The organism is Pseudomonas entomophila (assembly GCF_018417595.1).
GTDB lineage: Bacteria > Pseudomonadota > Gammaproteobacteria > Pseudomonadales > Pseudomonadaceae > Aquipseudomonas > Aquipseudomonas entomophila_C.
Genome location: NZ_CP070982.1, coordinates 3,417,213 through 3,434,043, shown reverse-complemented (window position 1 = coordinate 3,434,043; position 16,831 = coordinate 3,417,213). Strand labels below are relative to the sequence as shown.

At 67.5% G+C, this 16,831-nt stretch carries 17 protein-coding genes; 7 read left to right on the top strand and 10 right to left on the bottom strand.

The window, feature by feature from the left end; genetic code table 11:
• Positions 1–84: 84 nt before the first annotated feature.
• Positions 85–1,659 carry a sensor domain-containing diguanylate cyclase gene (locus JYG34_RS14985; protein WP_213657186.1) on the top strand — a complete coding sequence of 525 codons (1,575 nt, stop codon included), beginning with the start codon at positions 85–87 and terminating at the stop codon, positions 1,657–1,659.
• Here JYG34_RS14985 and JYG34_RS14980 read toward each other — a convergent pair.
• Positions 1,656–2,165, bottom strand: coding sequence for a GNAT family N-acetyltransferase (locus tag JYG34_RS14980; RefSeq protein WP_213657185.1), 510 nt, complete (start codon positions 2,163–2,165; stop codon positions 1,656–1,658). The two genes, JYG34_RS14985 and JYG34_RS14980, sit on opposite strands and share 4 nt — an antisense overlap.
• Before the next feature lie 259 nt (positions 2,166–2,424).
• On the opposite strand from JYG34_RS14980, the gene JYG34_RS14975 reads away from it, so the two are divergent.
• From JYG34_RS14975 to dksA, 3 genes are read left to right on the top strand one after another with little or no spacing between them, the layout of a single operon-like run.
• Complete coding sequence (locus tag JYG34_RS14975; protein WP_213657184.1) at positions 2,425–2,985, top strand: carbonate dehydratase; 561 nt, start codon at positions 2,425–2,427, stop codon at positions 2,983–2,985.
• 2 nt (positions 2,986–2,987) lie between these two features.
• Positions 2,988–4,325, top strand: coding sequence for a dihydroorotase (locus JYG34_RS14970; RefSeq protein ID WP_213657183.1), 1,338 nt, complete (start codon positions 2,988–2,990; stop codon positions 4,323–4,325).
• A 47-nt stretch (positions 4,326–4,372) separates the two neighbouring features.
• On the top strand, positions 4,373–4,780 hold the full coding sequence (gene dksA / locus JYG34_RS14965) for an RNA polymerase-binding protein DksA (RefSeq protein WP_213657182.1): 408 nt from the start codon (positions 4,373–4,375) through the stop codon (positions 4,778–4,780).
• Here dksA and JYG34_RS14960 read toward each other — a convergent pair.
• Both JYG34_RS14960 and JYG34_RS14955 read right to left on the bottom strand, forming a co-directional pair.
• Positions 4,777–5,490, bottom strand: coding sequence for an MgtC/SapB family protein (locus JYG34_RS14960; RefSeq protein WP_213657181.1), 714 nt, complete (start codon positions 5,488–5,490; stop codon positions 4,777–4,779). The two genes, dksA and JYG34_RS14960, sit on opposite strands and share 4 nt — an antisense overlap.
• Positions 5,491–5,827: 337 nt before the next feature.
• Positions 5,828–6,550 (bottom strand): class I SAM-dependent methyltransferase, encoded by a 723-nt coding sequence (locus tag JYG34_RS14955; protein ID WP_213657180.1) that lies wholly within the window; start codon positions 6,548–6,550, stop codon positions 5,828–5,830.
• Positions 6,551–6,623: 73 nt separating this feature from the next.
• On the opposite strand from JYG34_RS14955, the gene JYG34_RS14950 reads away from it, so the two are divergent.
• Positions 6,624–7,088 (top strand): sterol desaturase family protein, encoded by a 465-nt coding sequence (locus JYG34_RS14950; protein ID WP_213657179.1) that lies wholly within the window; start codon positions 6,624–6,626, stop codon positions 7,086–7,088.
• Positions 7,089–7,163: 75 nt separating this feature from the next.
• On the opposite strand, the gene JYG34_RS14945 is transcribed toward JYG34_RS14950, so the two are convergent.
• Positions 7,164–8,057: a bile acid:sodium symporter family protein gene (locus JYG34_RS14945; RefSeq protein ID WP_213657178.1), complete on the bottom strand. Its 894-nt coding sequence runs from the start codon at positions 8,055–8,057 to the stop codon at positions 7,164–7,166.
• Positions 8,058–8,239: 182 nt separating this feature from the next.
• Here JYG34_RS14945 and JYG34_RS14940 point away from each other — a divergent pair, with 182 nt between their 5' ends.
• On the top strand, positions 8,240–9,118 hold the full coding sequence (locus JYG34_RS14940) for a Dyp-type peroxidase (protein ID WP_213657177.1): 879 nt from the start codon (positions 8,240–8,242) through the stop codon (positions 9,116–9,118).
• Between the two features lie 68 nt (positions 9,119–9,186).
• Here the strand turns inward: JYG34_RS14940 and JYG34_RS14935 are convergent, their stop codons facing one another.
• The 6 genes from JYG34_RS14935 to JYG34_RS14910 all read right to left on the bottom strand — a co-directional run bounded on the left by JYG34_RS14935 (position 9,187) and on the right by JYG34_RS14910 (position 15,327).
• On the bottom strand, positions 9,187–10,494 hold the full coding sequence (locus JYG34_RS14935; protein WP_213657176.1) for a hypothetical protein: 1,308 nt from the start codon (positions 10,492–10,494) through the stop codon (positions 9,187–9,189).
• A 239-nt stretch (positions 10,495–10,733) separates the two neighbouring features.
• Entirely contained in the window at positions 10,734–11,498 is a 765-nt protein-coding gene (locus tag JYG34_RS14930; protein WP_213657175.1) for an SDR family oxidoreductase, read from the bottom strand.
• Entirely contained in the window at positions 11,495–12,286 is a 792-nt protein-coding gene (locus JYG34_RS14925; RefSeq protein ID WP_249746169.1) for an SDR family NAD(P)-dependent oxidoreductase, read from the bottom strand. Before JYG34_RS14925 ends, JYG34_RS14930 begins: the two co-directional genes overlap by 4 nt.
• The gene (locus JYG34_RS14920; RefSeq protein ID WP_213657174.1) at positions 12,283–13,101 is read right to left on the bottom strand and encodes a molybdenum cofactor biosynthesis F family protein; all 819 of its coding nucleotides are present in this window, start codon (positions 13,099–13,101) and stop codon (positions 12,283–12,285) included. Before JYG34_RS14920 ends, JYG34_RS14925 begins: the two co-directional genes overlap by 4 nt.
• 76 nt (positions 13,102–13,177) lie before the next feature.
• A complete protein-coding gene (locus JYG34_RS14915) occupies positions 13,178–13,837 on the bottom strand; it encodes a helix-turn-helix transcriptional regulator (RefSeq protein WP_213657173.1) in 660 nt (219 codons plus the stop codon).
• 2 nt (positions 13,838–13,839) lie between these two features.
• On the bottom strand, positions 13,840–15,327 hold the full coding sequence (locus JYG34_RS14910; protein ID WP_213657172.1) for an aldehyde dehydrogenase family protein: 1,488 nt from the start codon (positions 15,325–15,327) through the stop codon (positions 13,840–13,842).
• A 312-nt stretch (positions 15,328–15,639) separates the two neighbouring features.
• On the opposite strand from JYG34_RS14910, the gene JYG34_RS14905 reads away from it, so the two are divergent.
• Positions 15,640–16,809 carry a p-hydroxyphenylacetate 3-hydroxylase oxygenase component gene (locus JYG34_RS14905; RefSeq protein ID WP_213657171.1) on the top strand — a complete coding sequence of 390 codons (1,170 nt, stop codon included), beginning with the start codon at positions 15,640–15,642 and terminating at the stop codon, positions 16,807–16,809.
• The last annotated feature ends 22 nt before the right edge of the window (positions 16,810–16,831 follow it).

Below are 16,831 nucleotides of genomic sequence, written 5' to 3'. Positions count from 1 at the left end.
CCGCATGTCCCGGGGCCTTTTTTTTGCCTGCGAGCGCCTGGACTATAGTCATGGGCGGCAAATGCGAGATGGCAAGGGATTTCAATGGGTGCAGCCAGGAACACGACCGAGGACGGTGTCTACGCGGTGACCAGCGAGGGCAGGGCGACGGCGCTGTTCCGCCTGGTGCTGTGCTTCATGGCGGTGGTGATGCTGGCCTTCGTGCTGATCGAGGGCTGGCGGATCTGGCGCGACTATCGCCAGGCGTTCATCAACGCCGACCGTGCGGTGACCAACCTGGCCCGCGCCACCGCCCAGCACGCCGAGGATGCCATTCGCCAGGTCGACGCCATCACCGCCGCGTTGGCCGAGCGCCTGGAGGGCGACGGTTTCGATCATATCGACCGGCCCCGGTTGCATGCCTTGCTCAAGCAGCAGGCGGCGATCATCCCGCAGCTGCACGGGTTGTTCGTCTACGCCCCCGATGGCAACTGGATCGTCACCGACAAGGACGCGGTGCCGCCCGGCGCCAACAACGCCGACCGCGACTATTTCATCTACCACCGCACCCACCCGGACCGCCAGGTGCGCATCGGTACGGTGGTGCGCAGCCGCTCCACTGGCGACCTGATCATCCCCATCTCGCGGCGCCTGGACTACCCCGACGGCAGTTTCGCCGGGGTGCTGCTGGGTACCATCAAGGTTGACTGGTTCGTGCGTTACTACGGCGACTTCAAGATCGACGAGCGTGGCGCGCTGGTGCTGGCCATGCGTGACGGCACGATTCTCGTGCGCAGGCCGTTCGTCGAGCAGGTGATCGGCAGGAGCCTGGCGGCCAGCGAGATCTTCCGCAACCACTTGCCCTATGCCAGCGAAGGCGTGGCCGAGGCGGTGGCGGTGGTCGATGGCACGCCGCGGCTGTATGCCTTCCGAGTGCTGGCGAGCTACCCGCTGGTGGTGGAGGCAGGGTTGTCGCGTGAGTCGATCATCGCCCCCTGGCGCCACGACATGCTCAAGTCGGTGGCGGTGCTGGTGCTGCTGTTGATCGGTCTGGCCGGATTTGGCTGGGTGGTGTTGCGCCAGTTGCGCGAGCGGATCGCCATCGAGCGTGCCTTGCACCAGGCGCATCAGACGCTCAAGGCCATGGCCTTGACCGACAGCCTGACCGGGCTGGGCAACCGTCGCCGGTTGGATGCGGTGCTCGAACCCGAGATCCGCCGTGCGCGGCGCCAGGGGCATTCACTGGCGCTGGTGATGTTCGACCTGGACCACTTCAAACCCTACAACGACCGTTATGGCCATCCGGCGGGGGATGCCTGCCTGCGGCGTTTCGGCGAGTTGTTGCGCCAGTCGCTCAAGCGCCCGGGGGACCTGGCGGTGCGGTATGGCGGAGAGGAGTTCACGCTGCTGCTGCCGGACACCGACACCCAGGGCGCCGGCCTGATCGTCCAGGAGATCCTGCAAGCGCTGCGCCGAGCGGCCATCGAGCACCTGGGCAGCCCATTGGGGCGGGTGTCGGCCAGTGCCGGTATCGCGGTGGTGGCGCCCTCGCTGGAGAGCGTCATCCCGGAGAACCTGATCACGGCGGCGGACGAGGCGCTGTACACGGCAAAACGCCAGGGGCGGGATCGCTACTGCGTGGCCGAGAGTGTGCCGGCCGGGGTGCGCAGCAGCCCCTAGGCTGCGAGGGGCAGGCGCATGGCGCAGCGCCCTTCCAGGCCGTGCGCACGCTCCTCGGCAAGGATCGCGGCCAAGCGTTGGTCCAGGTGCCCGGCCGCCAGTACCTCGAAGCCAAGGCGGGCGTAGAACGGCGCATTCCAGGGCACCTCGGCGAATGTGGTCAAGGTCACCCCGCGCAGCCCTGCTGCCCGAGCACTCTGGATCGCCTGGTCGAGCAATTGCCGGCCGAACCCTTGGCCCTGGGCTTGCTGGCACACCGACAGTTCGTGGATGTGCAGGTTGTCGCCGACCACCAGGGTGCAGATAAAGCCCAGCGGCTGGTCCTGGTCGTTCACGGCGACCCAACTGCCTCCTTCGGCCTGGAACCGTGCATGTTCCGCCTCATCCATCACGTCGCTGTCAGCCAGCCAGGCCAGGGCAGGGTATTGCCTGAACGCCTGGGCGGCGGAGCGCTCGAGGGCGGGGAGCAGGGGTAGATCCCGGGTGAGGGTGGGGCGGATGGTCATGAACGGTACTCGCTACGTGGGCACGGGGTTGCCTGGCGATTGTGCCGCAAAGCGAGTGGCCGATGTTCGCAGGCACGCAATTGAGCTGATTCGCCCCCCCTGTAGGAGCGGCTTCAGCCGCGATCACCCGCCGGGCGGGTGCCAGGCACCGCAGTGCCTTCATCGCGGCTGAAGCCGCTCCTACAGAGGACACGGGTGCTTGCGAATTGAACGTTATAATATAACAATTGTTCGTCTTCTCTCCCTCAGGACTTCTCCCGTGATCCGCAGAAACCCCTCCGGCCATCTCCCCGACATCGCCGAGTCGGCCTACATCGACCCGACCGCGATCATCTGCGGCAAGGTGATCATCCACGACAACGTCTTCGTCGGCCCCTACGCGGTGATCCGTGCCGACGAGGTGGACGCCTGCGGCGACATGCAGCCGATCGTCATCGGCGCCAACTCCAATATCCAGGACGGCGTGGTCATTCACTCCAAGTCCGGCGCGGCGGTGCGCATCGGCCAGTTCAGCTCGATCGCCCACCGTTCCATCGTCCATGGCCCTTGCCAGGTCGGCGACCGGGTGTTCATCGGCTTCAACAGCGTGCTGTTCAACTGCCAGGTTGGCGATGGCAGCGTGGTGCGGCACAACTCGGTGGTCGATGGCCGTGACCTGCCCGCACGCTTCTACGTGCCGCCCACCGAGCACATCGGCCCGCATACCGACCTGGGCCGGTTTCCACCGGTCAGTGTCTCGGCAGCCGAGTTCTCCGAGGACGTGGCGCGCACCAACATCGACCTGGTGCAGGGCTACAAGGCCCTGCGCAACGAGTTCTGAGCATGGACGAGCTGTTGCTGCGCAATGCGCGCATGGTCAATGAAGGGCGTGAGTTCGAAGGCGACCTGCTGGTGCGCCATGGCCGGATCGAACGCATCGGCGGTAGCCTGGAAGGCGCCCGGGCGCGGTGCGAGATCGATGCCAAGGGCGCCTGGCTGCTGCCCGGGATGATCGACGACCAGGTGCACTTTCGCGAGCCGGGCGCGCCGCACAAGGGCTGCATCGCCAGCGAGTCGCGGGCGGCGGTGGCGGGGGGCATCACCAGTTTCATGGACATGCCCAACACCCATCCACCGACCCTGACGCTCGAGGCCCTGGCCGACAAGAAGCGCAGGGCGGCGGCCAGTTCGCTGGCCAATTACGGCTTTCACTTCGGCGTCAGCCGCGACAACCTCGACACCATCGCCGCGCTGGACCCGCGCGAGGTGGCTGGGGTCAAGGTGTTCATGGGCGCCTCCACCGGCAACATGCTGGTGGACGACCCGCAGGTGCTGGAGAAGCTGTTCATCTATACCCCGACCCTTTTGCTCGCCCACTGCGAGCACACCCCGAGCATCCTGGACAACGAAGCCCGCTGGCAGGCGCACCACGGCGAGTTCATCCCGCCTGCGGCACACCCGCTGATCCGTGATGCCGAGGCCTGCTATCGCTCGTCCAGCCTGGCGGTCGAGCTGGCCCGGCGCTTCGGTACCCGGCTGCATGTGCTGCACCTGACCACCGCCCGCGAACTGGAACTGTTCCAGCCGGGCCCTGTGGCGGGCAAGCGCATCACCGCCGAGGTGTGCCTGCATCACCTGCTGTTCGACGATGGCGACTACGCCAGCCTCGGCCACCTGATCAAGTGCAACCCGGCGATCAAGACCCGCAGCGACCGTGACGCCTTGCGCCGGGCCTTGCTCGACCAGCGCATCGATGTGATCGGCACCGACCATGCGCCGCACACGCTGGAAGAAAAGCGCCAGCGCTACAGCCGCGCACCATCCGGCTTGCCGTTGGTGCAGCACGCATTGCCGGCGGCGTTGGAGCTGGTCAGCGAAGGCGTATTGAGCATGGCGCAGGTGGTGGCCAAGACCAGCCACGCGGTAGCCGAGCTGTTCGCCATCCGCGAGCGTGGTTTCTTGCGCGAAGGGTATTGGGCCGACCTTGCCCTGGTCGAGCGGCTGGACACGCCGCGCGCGGTGGCCGACGACCCGGTGCTGGCCCGTTGCGGCTGGACGCCGTTCCAGTCGCGAAGTTTCCACCATGTGGTGCGCAGCACCGTGGTGTCCGGGCAACTGGCCTGGCACCACGGGCGGGTGCAAGCGCATTGTCAGGGATTGCCCCTGATGTATGGCCGGTAATTGAAGCCGGGGCTGCGCAGCAGACCCAAGAAACAGGATTAACCCCCATGACCGAAGACCAGCTGCTACACCAACCCGCCGACGCCTACATGAGCGAACCCCAGCGCCAGTTCTTCCGCACCCTGCTGCTGGCCCAGCGCCGCGACCTGCAAGCGCGCATCGAACAGGAGTTCCGCGCCCTGCGCGAGCAGGAAGTGCACAGCGACGCAGCCGACCTCGGCAGCGCCGAGGAGGAACGCCACTGGCAACTGCGCTCGCTGGAGCGCGAGAAGAAGCTGCTGGACAAGATCGACCAGGCGCTGGAACGCCTGGCCCGGGGCGACTACGGCTGGTGCGCCGAAACCGGCGAGCCCATTGGCCTGCGCCGCCTGCTGCTGCGCCCCACCGCGACCCTCTGCATCGAAGCCAAGGAGCGCCAGGAACTCAGGGAGCGCCACCTGCGCAGCGACGGCTAGTCGGTATCGAGTACTGGGCGCTGCAACTGCCAGCGCACCGAGCTCACGCCTTTCTCCAGGCTGACCCGGCTGACCAGCCGCTCCAGCGCGGTGGGCGCCTGGGGCGTGCCAAGCAGTTCGGCGCGCACTTCCAGGCGCGCCGGGTCGGCCAGGTCCTCGCTGTGCAGCGACTGCAGGCGCAGGCCCGGGTCGCTCAGGCTGTGCAGCATCAGGCTGCGCACCTGGATCTCGTCCTCGGCGCGGCAGACGATGCGCACCTCGAAGCGCTGCTCGACCTCGCTGGCCGGCACCACGTCCTGGCGGTCCAGGCGCTGGGCGATGTCGCGCAGCAGGATGTTGGCGCACAGCACCACCAGGCTGCCCAGCGATGCTTCGAGCAGCAGCCCGAGGCTGCACAGCACGCCCACCGCCGCGGTGCACCAGAGGGTGGCGGCGGTGTTCAGGCCACGTACGTTGAAACCATCGCGCATGATCACGCCGCCACCGAGGAAGCCGATGCCCGACACCACGTAGGCGGCGATGCGCGAGGCATCGCTGGGCGCCATGCCCGGCACCGCCTGGGTCATCAGCACGAACAGGCAGGCGCCGGTGCTCACCAGTGCGTTGGTGCGCAGGCCCGTCAGGCGCTGGCGCAGTTGACGCTCGGCACCGATCACGGCACCGAGCAGCAGGGCCACGCTCACGCGCAGCAGGAAGATTTTCCAATCCATAGCGAACTCCATTGCGCGGGCAATGGCCCGCACTTGCGCCGGCTGAAGACGGCGCGATTGAAAACAAGGAATGCGCAGGACCACGCGCGATGCCGGATGGCAACGCTGCAGGGGAAGGGGGATGCTCAGCCGTGGAGGGCTGGAGGAAACCACCGTCTACCGTGTGCGGCGAGACAGTGGCAGGAACGCTGCCGGACTAGCTCGCCGTGTGGGCCTGTCGCAATCGACTGGGGCTACTGTCCAATGCAGGGGGCTCCTGTTGAGGGGATGCTTGAGTGCGCGGCGGACCATACGCCTCGACCGGCGTCGGGTCAAGGCGCGGAACATGACAATCCGGTTAATCCAGGCGCTGGCAGCGGTAGGCCTGGGTCTGGTAGGGGAAGGCGATGCGCTCGCGGCCCTTGAGGTCGGGGTGGTGGTCGATCAGGTCCTGCAGGCGCGCCATGACCTTGTCCTGCTCGGCCTGGGGCAGGGCGGCGATGAAGCTGACCGAGCGCAGCCGCTCGATGATCACGGTCTGCGGGCTGCCTTCGTGGACATGGGGCAGGGTGGTCAGGGTTGGCGCGCTGAACCAGCGGCCGTCGAAAGCCTCGCGCCAGCGGCCGGTGTGAAAGCGTGGCGTGTCGCCTTCGTAGGGGGTGATGATCTCGGTGATGCGCGCCACCCAGTCCACCGTTTCGTCGCGCACGTTCCAGATGAGCCCCAGGCGGCCGCCGGGCGCCAGCACCCGGTGCATCTCGGCCAGGGCGGCGGTATCGGCGAACCAGTGGAAGGCCTGGGCGGTGCCTTCGAGCACGGGCACGTCGGGCAATTGCTCATGGAAGCGCTCGCGCATCGCGGCCACCGGCTCCACCGCCGTCAGGCGCGGTGCCAGCGAGGTGAGCAGGCGGGTGAACTTGCCGGTGCCGGCACCCAGGTCCAGCACATTCGTGTCGTTGCCGACACTCAAGGTGTCGCGCAGCCAGTCCTGCAGCGCGATGGGGTAGTCCGGCCGGCCCTGCTCGTAGTTGCCCGACTGGCGGGTGAACCCGGTGCTGGCCGAAGCGTGTACATCCTTCATGGAAAATCCCTCCGAATGACCTGCCGGCAATGTTACCCTTGCGCCTTTCGTTGCCAACCCCCCGGATCGTCTCATGTTGTTCAACCTCGCCATCCTGTTCGGCACCCTGGTGGCCATGGAAGGCGTCGGCACGCTGGCCCACAAGTACGTCATGCATGGCTGGGGCTGGTGGCTGCATCGCTCGCACCATGAACCGCAGTTGGGCATGCTGGAAACCAACGACCTGTATCTGCTCGCCCTGGGGCTGGTCGCCACGGCGCTGGTGGCGCTGGGCAAGGCCGGGCATGCGCCGTTGCAGTGGGTCGGCGGTGGCGTGGCAGGGTATGGCGTGGCCTATGTGCTGGCCCATGACGGTTTCTTTCACCGCCACTGGCCACGGGCGCCGAAGCCGGTCAATCGCTACCTCAGGCGCCTGTACCGGGCGCATCGGCTGCACCATGCGGTGAAGGGGCGCGAGGGCAGTGTTTCGTTCGGGTTCTTCTATGCGCCACCGTTGCGAGTGTTGAAGCAACAGCTGAAGCGGCGCAGGGGCCTGTAGGAGCGGCTTCAGCCGCGAACACCCGCGAAGCGGGTGCCATGCACCGCGTTGCCCGTATCGCGGCTGAAGCCGCTCCTACAGAGCCCCTGTGCTATGCGCGATCCCGGCCTTTTGCCCGCGGCTCACCCACCAGCCGAACCCCGCTGCCGTGAAGAACATGATCAGGCTGTAGATCGCCGCCGGCACCGCCATGGTCGCGTTGTTCAGCAGCGTCGGGCTCAGGGCCAGGGCGATGGCCAGGGTGCCGTTGTGAATGCCGATCTCCATACCGATGGCGATCGCCTGGCGCCGGGGGATGCTCAGCAGGCGCGGTACCCAGTAACCCACCCCCAGGCTCAGCAGGTTGAACAGCAGCGCGGCGCCACCCACCACCGGCGCGTACTCGACCACCGTCTGCCAGTCTTTCGTCAGCGCCAGCACGATGGTGAAGGCCAGGAACAACGCCGCCACCAGCTTCATCGGTTTCTCCATGCGCGCGGCGAACCGTGGCGCCCAGTGGCGGATCAGCATGCCCAGCGCCACCGGCAGCAGGACGATGGCGAACACCTGCATGACCTTGGCGAATTGCAGCGGGATGGCCTGGTCGGACGCCATGAACCAGGCCAGCGAGAGGTTCACCAGCAACGGCATGGTGAGAATGGCGATCAGCGAATTGACCGCGGTGAGGGTGATGTTCAGCGCCACGTCGCCATGGGCCAGGTGGCTGAACAGGTTGGCCGTGGTGCCGCCCGGCGAGGCGGCCAGCAGCATCAGGCCCACCGCCAGCGCCGATTCCAGGCCGAAGCCGTTGGCGATCAGGAAACACACCAGCGGCAGCAGCAGGATCTGGCAGGTCAGCCCGATCACCACGGGTTTCGGGTATTTGACCACCCGGGCGAAGTCGGCCAGGGTCAGCGACAACCCCAGGCCCAGCATGATGATGCCCAGGGCGAGGGGCAGGACGGCGGTGAGCAGCGGCGAGGCGGTCATGGGCGGTCTCTCGGGCGAAGGATCCCGGGAGTCTAGGCGGCGCTGGAACGATAGCTAATCGCAATAGGCCTTTCTTGGTAACCGTTTGTTACTAAACCCAGCGAGAGCAGCGGCCCCGGGTCGCGTTGCGATGCCGCGCCCGGCGCAGTAGCATTCCCGCTTTTGCCGAGGATTAGCCTGTCATGCCGTTCCAGCCAGGTCTGCTTGCCACACCGGTGCCGGCCCATGCCCGCCACCTGTTCTTCGCCCTCGACGCGGTCGAGGCCTTGCCCGCCGTCCTGGACCAATTGCTGCCGCAGGTCGACGGTAAAACCCTGGTCCTCGCCGTCGGCGCGCCGCTGGCCAAGGCCCTGGGTCGTGAAGTACCTGGCCTGCGCAGCTTCCCGCAACTGGACGCGGTGGTGGAGAACCCGGCCACCCAGCACGCCCTGTGGCTGTGGCTGCGCGGCGAAGAGCGCGGCGAGCTGTTCCTGCGCGCCCAGGCCCTGCAACAGGCCCTGGCGCCGGCCCTGCGCCTGGTGGACAGCGTCGATGGTTTCCTGCACCGCGGTGGCCATGACCTGACCGGCTACGAAGACGGCACCGAGAACCCGGTGGACGAAGACGCCGTCGCCGCCGCCATCGTGGCGGGCGATGTGCCGGGCCTGGCGGGTTCGAGCTTTGCCGCGTTCCAGCTGTGGAAGCACGACCTGAACTACTTCAAGTCGCTGCCCCAGGATGAGCAGGACAACATCATCGGCCGCCGCCTGAGCGATAACGAAGAGCTCGACGACGCGCCCGAGTCGGCCCACGTCAAGCGCACCGCCCAGGAGAGCTTCGAACCCGAGGCATTCATCGTCCGCCGTTCGCTGGCCTGGGCCGACGAGCGCGGCGCGGGTCTGGCGTTCGTGGCCCTGGGGTATTCGTTCGATGCCTTCGAGGTGCAACTGCGCCGCATGAGCGGCCTGGAAGATGGTGTGATCGATGGTCTGTACCGCTTCAGCCGGCCGCTGAGCGGCGGCTACTACTGGTGCCCGCCGTTGACCGGGGCCGGCGCTGACCTGCGTCTGTTGCTGGGCTGATTGGACTCCATCGCGGGGCAAGCCCGCTCCCACGACCCGCTGTGGGAGCGGGCTTGCCCCGCGATGTCTCAGAACGGCACCGCCACCGTCAGCTGGCTGTACACATTGGTCCCGCTCCCCACCTGATTGCCGCCATTGCTCTGATCCTTGCGCGGCTTGAACAGCCCCAGCAGCGGGGTGACGATCAGGTGTTCGTTCACCGCCCATTCCACATACAGGTCCAGCTCCTGCGCATCCAGGTTCAGGGTGTCGCGGGTGCGCACGGTATTGAAGTCGAAGAACAGCGCACCCACGGTGACGTCGTCCCGTGGCGTAGCTTTCAAGCCGACATGGTGGATGCCGCTGTTGGTGTTGAACGGGCCGGCATAGTTGCCCGCCACCTCGCCCTGGATCCAGGTGCCGTAGCCGCCGGACAGGCCGGTGAACAGCAGGTCCCAACCCGCTGAGTAGCGGGTGTAGCGGTAGGTCAGTTGTGGCGCCCACGGCGCTTCGGCGAAGGTGTAGCCAGCCTCGGCGTACCAGGCCGTTTCCCGGCCGCCACGCTTGTCCTGCCAGGCGTATTCGAAGGCCAGGCGGGTATTGGCCAAGCCGGCGTTGCCCTCACCGCGAAAGCTGTACACATCCATGCCTTCGCGGGCCTTCTGGAAATCGCTGGCCCACTGGTCGGCGACATCGATGCCGTGGATATAGGTCAGGCCCAGGGTGCCCAGCGCGTGGGTGTAGTCCAGGGTGCCGGCGGCCAGTTCGGTTTCGGCCTGGGCGCGGTTGTCGGACTTGAGCCAGAGCACGCTGCCGTGCAAACCCTCGTTGCCCCCCAGGCGCAACACCGCCGTGCGGTCGAAGGCATGCCGGGCGCCGAGGTAGAAACCACCGCCTCGATTGAGGTGTCCATCGGCCGGGCCTTTACCCAGGTTGGGGCCATCGTCGTTGATCAGGAAGCCGCTGCCCAGGCGGATCACCTGGCGCCCGCCGGAAATGTCCACGCCATCCTGGCCCAGCAACGGCAACAGGGTGCCGGAGCGCCAGCCCAGGTAGGCGTCCTCGATCTTGGTGGTGCGCTCGGAGCCATCCTGGTTGCCTCCGGCATCGCCGTCGCCCCAGGCGCCGGAGCTCACCCAGTTCAGTGCACCGTACAGGCTGCCATTGCCGGCCAGGCCGTGGTCGCCGCTCAGGCCGTATTTGATGAAGCCCTCGCGCCAGGTCGAGCCACCGGGCGTGCCGTCATAGTTGTGGCGGCTGTTGAACATGCCCCAGACCGCGAGCAGGTCGGCGTTCAGGTGGGTGTCGTCGTCGGCGTACAGCTCGTGGGCCGACGTGGCCTGGGTCGCAGCCAGCAAGGCCAGGGCCAGGACGGTACGGCGTGGGGTGAGACGCATGGATCGTTCCTCGTTCGTTATGTGCGGTCTTGGGGCCGCGTTGTTGTGGAGGCAGGTGTCGCACGGCGACGGGGCATTAGCGCGTGGAACAGGGGGGAGGGTCTTGCCCGTGGCTGCCAGCGCGCTTGCACCTGGCCGCCATTGCGGTTGTAGGAGCGGGTTTACCCGCGAACACCGGCGTAGCCGGTGCCCTGCACCGAGGTGCTTGCATCGCGGGTAAACCCGCTCCTACAAAGGCCTCATTGGGCGGGGGTTTCCGGCAAGGTTGCGCCACCGTCCACGATCAGGGTCTGGCCGGTGATATAGCCGGCCGCATCGGACGCCAGGAACAACATCGCCGCGGCTATATCCGCCGGTTCGCCCAGGCGCCCCATGGGTACCCCGGCGGCAATCCGCGCATTCAGCGCGGTATCGCCGAGATTGCCCATGGCCGGCGTGCGCACCATGCCCGGCTCGACACCGTTGACCCGCACGTTCAATGGCGCCAGCTCCAGGGCGGCATTGCGAATGAAACCGTTGACCCCGGCCTTGGACGCGGCGTAATGGCTCAGGCCCGGGTAGGCCACCCGTGGGCCGGTCACCGAAGAGGTCGCCAGCACGCAGCCTCCGGCCTGCTGGCGAAACAGCGGCAGGGCACCCTGGGTGAGCCAGAACAGCGCGCCAAGGTTCACGGCCAGGGTGCGCTGCAACAGTGCCGGCGTGATCTCGGCAAACGGTATGAGCGGAAAGTACGCGGCGTTGTGCACCAGCACGTCCAGGCGCGGCATTGCATCGAGCACGGCCGCGATGGCCTGGCCGTCCGCCAGGTCGAGCAGTTGGGCCTGCACGTCATGGTCTCGTGCACGCTGTGCCTCGACCAAGGATGCCAGCGCCACAGGCTCGACATCGACGGCCACCACCCGCGCGCCATTGCCGGCAAAACCCTCGACGATGGCCTGGCCGATGCCCCCGGCCGCCCCGGTGACCAGCACCGTGCGCCCGCTGAAGTCGTACTGCGCGCTCATGGCTGGGGCTCCAGGCGGGCGTAGGCCAAGGTCGGCACATCGACCACGGTCGAGCCACCGTCGGCGGTGATCACCGCGCCAGTCACGATGCTCGCCTCGGCGCTGACCAGGAACTGGCACACGGCGGCGATCTCGTCGCTGTCCGCAGGGCGGCGCAAGGGCACGTCGCGGGTGACGCGCCGGTAGGCGGCCTCCAGGTCGTCACCGTGATAAGCCATCAGCGCCTGCATTTCCGCATCCGCCATCGGGGTGCGCACCCAGCCCGGGCACACGCAGTTGACCCGCACCCCTGAAGGGCCGTAGTCGCGGGCCAGGGAGCGGGTCAGACCGACCAGGGCATGCTTGGCGGTGGTATAGCCACACACCTCGGGCCCGGCCGCCAGCGAGGCGATCGAGCCGAGCAGCACCAGGCTGCCCCGGCTGGCCTGCAACATTGGCAGGCAGGCGCGAGCGGTGTGGAAAGCACTGTCGAGGTTGCCACGCAGCGCCTCACGCCAGGCGTCGTCGCTGGTGTCGCCGGCACGCCCGAGGCCGTGTCCACCGGCACAGGCGATGACCGCGTCGAGGCCGGCGAAGCGCGCTTCGACCTGCTCGATGAAGCCGCCCCAGGTGGCACTGTCCGCCGCATCGCCCGCCAGTACCAGGCCCCCCGTTGCCTCGGCGACCCGTTCGAGCGCCGCCTGGCGCCGCCCCACCAGCGCCACCTGCCAGCCCTGGCGCGCCAGGCGCAGGGCGCAGGCCGCGCCGATGCCGCTGCCGGCGCCGGTGATCAGCACGCGGCGGCTCACTGCGGGTACTCCGTACGGTTGACCACCCGGCAGTACGAGGACACCGGGAAGTTGGCCAGGGCCTCGAAGCCGCCACCGGCATAGCCGAAGATCTTGCCGTCGCTGCGGTGTTGCAGCAGGTCGATCATCACCAGGCCCAGGGTCGGCACGATCTTCTCGCACCAGACGAACAGGTACAGCTGCTCGGCGATCTTGTAGTAGTAGGCGCGGTCGGTGTCGCACAGGCCTTGCTCGACCCCCTTGAGGCACTGCCAGCTGTAGTACTCGGGGTTGAGGTAGAGGTGCTCGTACTCTTCGGTCGGGCTGTAGCGGTAATGGTTGCGCAGCCCCACCAGCTCGGTGGTCGGCGCGTGGGGGCAGGCGCCGTCCTGCCAGGGGCGGTCGAGGGTGCCGTGGAGGAAGGTCGCCTCGACGCCGGTCAAGGGTTCGCCGGCCAGGGCGCGGGTGTACAGGCCGCGCTCGGTCTGCGCCTGGTCGGGCAGGCGGCCGAGCACGGCGGTGAAGGACCGGCTGAGGGTATCGAGCACCAGCGAGATCGACCAGGCCTGGTCGCCTTCCTGCTTGATGAAATCGACCAGGTACAGCCCATCGCGCACCGACGTGGCGCGGTAGCTGGCGCTACCGGTGCTGTGGCCGTCGGTGGCGTGCCAGTGCAGTTCTTCTGCATCGAAGCGGTGCTCGATGACCCAGCCATTGGCGAAGTGCAGGGTGAGCATGCGCCCGGCAAGGTCGGCCCGTTGCGGCAGGGTGAACGCTTGCGGGGCGAAGCCCTCGGCGAGGGCGCCCACGGTGATCCAGTCGGCGGGTTTGCTCATGGTGGTGACTCCTGTGGTTGGCTTGGCCACAGGGTGCATTGCCACGGGAAGGTCCGGTATCAACCGGAAGGTTGAGTCACAGGAACAGGCTGGCCACAAGCTCGGTGCGGTTGCGCACCCCCAGCTTGCGGAACAGGTTGATCAGGTGGGTCTTCACCGTTGCCAGGCCAACCCCCAGTGCCCGGGCGATCAGCTTGTTGCTGGCGCCCTGGCGCAGCAGTTCGGCGATCTGTCGTTCCCGTGGGGTGAGCGCGATGGGCACGGCGCTCTCGGCCAGCGGCAGGCTGGCCACCGCCAGTTGCATCAACCCATGCAACGGCAGCAGCCGTTGCAGCTCGACGTCACGGAACTCGCCCAGGCTGGCGCAACGCAGCAAGGAAACGCCCGCACGAGGCTGGCCCTGCACCTGGGCAATGACCTCCACCACATCCACCACCTGATGCTGCGCCAGGAACTGGCGATAGGTACGGCCCTGGTCCTGCGGCAGACGGGCCAGGCCCTGGCGCAGCGACACCACGGGGCCGCCAATGGCCAGGCAGCGCCCGGGTTGCAGCGGGTCGAAGGCCCGGTATCGCGCCAGGTAGCGTGCGTGCATGGGCGCCTGCAGGTCCTGCAGCAGGAAGTCGCAGGCCTGCTGCCCGGCGTCGATGCGGTAGAACGCCGCCAGGGATGCCGGCACCTGCTGGCTGAACGCCTGCAGGCAGTAGCGTCCCAGATCGTCCAGGGCGTTGGCCATGGTCAGTAGCGGATCATCACCGACTTGAGCTCGGTGAAGTCGTCGATGAAGGCCGAGCCGAATTCGCGGCCGATGCCGGAAGCCTTGATACCACCGAACGGCACGGCGGGATCGAGCAGGGTGTGCATGTTCACCCACAAGGTGCCGGCCTGGACCTCCGGGATCAGGCGCATGACCTTGCCCAGGTCGTTGCTCCACAGGCTGGCGGACAGGCCGTAGGGGGTGGCGTTCATCAGCTGCAGCAGCTCGTCTTCGTCGTCGTAGGGCAGGAAGGTCGCCACCGGGCCGAAGGTTTCCTGGTTGAGCAAGCTGTCCTGGGCCGAGTTGGCGAGGATCACCGTGGGTTCGACGAAGCAGCCGGGGCCTTCGCCGATGCGCCCGCCGTGGATGATCTGGCTGCCTTCGGCGCGGGCGAGGGCGAACAACTCGGCGAGTTTCTGCTGGTGCGGCTTGTTGGCCACGGGGCCGAACTGTGTGGTTTCGTCCAGTGGCGAGCCGGTTTTGAGCAGGGCCAGGCGTTGCGCCAGGGCGTCGAGCAGCGGCTCGATCCGCGAGCGGTGGACGAAGAAGCGTTCACCGGCGGCGCAGATCTGCCCCGAATGCAGGAAACCGGCTTCGATGATGCCGTCCACCGCCTTGTCGATGCCCACGTCGGGCAGGAACGCCACCGAGTTCTTGCCGCCCAGCTCCAGGGTGGCGCGGGTCAGCTTGGCGCCCATGGCGGTCTGGCCGACGGCGATGCCGGTGGGCACGGAGCCGGTGAACGACACCTTGTCGGTGCCCGGGTGCTCGACCAGCGCCTTGCCCACCAGGCCGCCACCGGTGAGCACGTTGAGCACGCCCGGCGGCAGCCCGGCGGCGCTGGCCAGTTCGGCGATGCGCAGCAGGGTCAGCGGGGTGAACTCGCTGGGTTTGAGCACGATGCTGCAACCGGTGGTCAACGCCGAGGCCAGCTTCCAGATGGCGATCATCGTCGCGAAGTTCCACGGCACGATGCCCACCACCACGCCCACCGGCTCGCGCAGGGTGAAGGCGCTGTAGCGCTCGCCGGCGAAGGAGGGCAGCGACGGGGTGAGGGTCTGGCCGCTGATCTTGGTCGCCCAGCCGGCGTAGTAGCGCAGGAAGTGCGCGGCCTGGTCGACCTCGAAGGCGCGGGCGATGCCGATCAGCTTGCCCGACTGCAGGGTTTCCAGCTGGGCCAGTTCCTCGCGGTGGGCTTCCAGCAGGTCCGCCAGCCGGAACAGCACCGCAGCGCGGGCGGCAGGGCTGGTGCGTGACCAGGTCAGGAAGCCCTGGCGGGCGGAGGCGACGGCCTGCTCGACATCGGCCTGGTTGGCGTCGGCGACCTGGGTGATGGGCTCGCCGTTGGCCGGGTTGACCACGCTGATGCGTGCAGTGGCTTGGCTTGGGACGACCCGACCATGGATGTACAGGCCATGGTCGCGGGCGAGGAACGTGGTGACGCTGGAAAGGAGGGGGATGTCGCTCATGCTTCGGCTCCGTCGGGGCGTAGATGGCGAGGGCTACGCCCTCGTTCGCGGGCGAGCCCGCGAAGGGCCGCGACGCGGCCCCTATGGTCAATAGCGAGCAGATTAACGGCCGTCAGGCTCCCCTATCTTGTCTCTCCATGCCATCGCCATGACCCAGCCTGCCAGCCCGAAATTCCCCACGAAAAATGCAATTCGAGGTGCGGAAGTTGCATTTTCCGAGCGCAGCACGGCTCCCATACTGACCCGGCATTCATCAGCGAGCCGCCACCTGATGGCCACGTTCGCCAGGGTCCAATAACAATGAGCCAGACCATGAAAAAGCCAAACTCCCTGCTCGAAGACCTCAAGCCCCTGCTGCCCGCCATCGCCGCCCGCGCCGACCAGGCCGAGCGCGAGCGCAGCGTGCCTGCCGAGAACATCGCCCTGCTCAAGGGCATCGGCCTGCACAAGGCCTTCCAGCCCCGGCACTACGGCGGCCTGGAAATCAGCCTGCCGCAGTTCGCCGAATGCATCGCCGCCCTGGCCGGCGCCTGCGCCAGCACGGCCTGGGCCATGAGCCTGCTGTGCACCCACAGCCACCAGCTGGCGATGTTTTCGGCCAGGTTGCAGGACGAGCTCTGGCGTGACCACCCGGACGCCACCGCGAGCAGCAGCATCGCCCCGTTCGGCCGCACCGAGGAAGTGGAAGGGGGCGTGCTGTTCAGCGGTGAGATGGGCTGGAGCAGCGGTTGCGACCATGCCGAGTGGGCGATCATGGGCTTTCGCCGGGCCAACCCGCAGGGCGGCCAGGATTACTGCTTTGCCGTGCTGCCGCGCAGCGATTACCAGATCCGCGATGACTGGTTCGCGGCCGGCATGCGCGCCAGTGGCAGCCGCACCCTGGTGGTCGACCGCGCCTTCGTGCCCGAGCATCGCATCCAGAAGGCCCGGGACATGATGGAAGGCCAGTCGGCGGGGTTTGGCCTGTATCCGGACAGCGCCCTCTACTTCAACCCTTACCGCCCGTACTTCGCCAGCGGCTTCTCCACGGTCAGCCTGGGCATCGCCGAGCGGATGCTCGAAGCGTTCAAGGATAAGACCCGTAACCGCGTGCGCGCCTACACCGGTGCCGCCGTCGGTGCCGCTACGCCAGCGTTGATGCGCCTGGCCGAATCCACCCACCAGGTTGCTGCAGCCCGGGCCTTGCTGGAAAAGAGCTGGGAACAGATCGCCGACTACAGCGCCCGCCACCAGTACCCCACGCGCACGGAGTTGGCGTTCTGGCGCACCAACCAGGGGTATGCCGTGAAACTGTGCATCCAGGCGGTGGACCGCTTGATGGAGGCCGCCGGTGGTGGCGCCTGGTTCGACAGCAGCGAACTGCAGCGCCTGTTCCGCGACGCCCATATGACCGGCGCCCATGCCTACACCGACTACGACGTCTGCGCACAGATCCTCGGCCGTGAGCTGATGGGGCTGGAGCCGGACCCGGCAATGACCTGAGCCCTAGAACAACAATGAATCC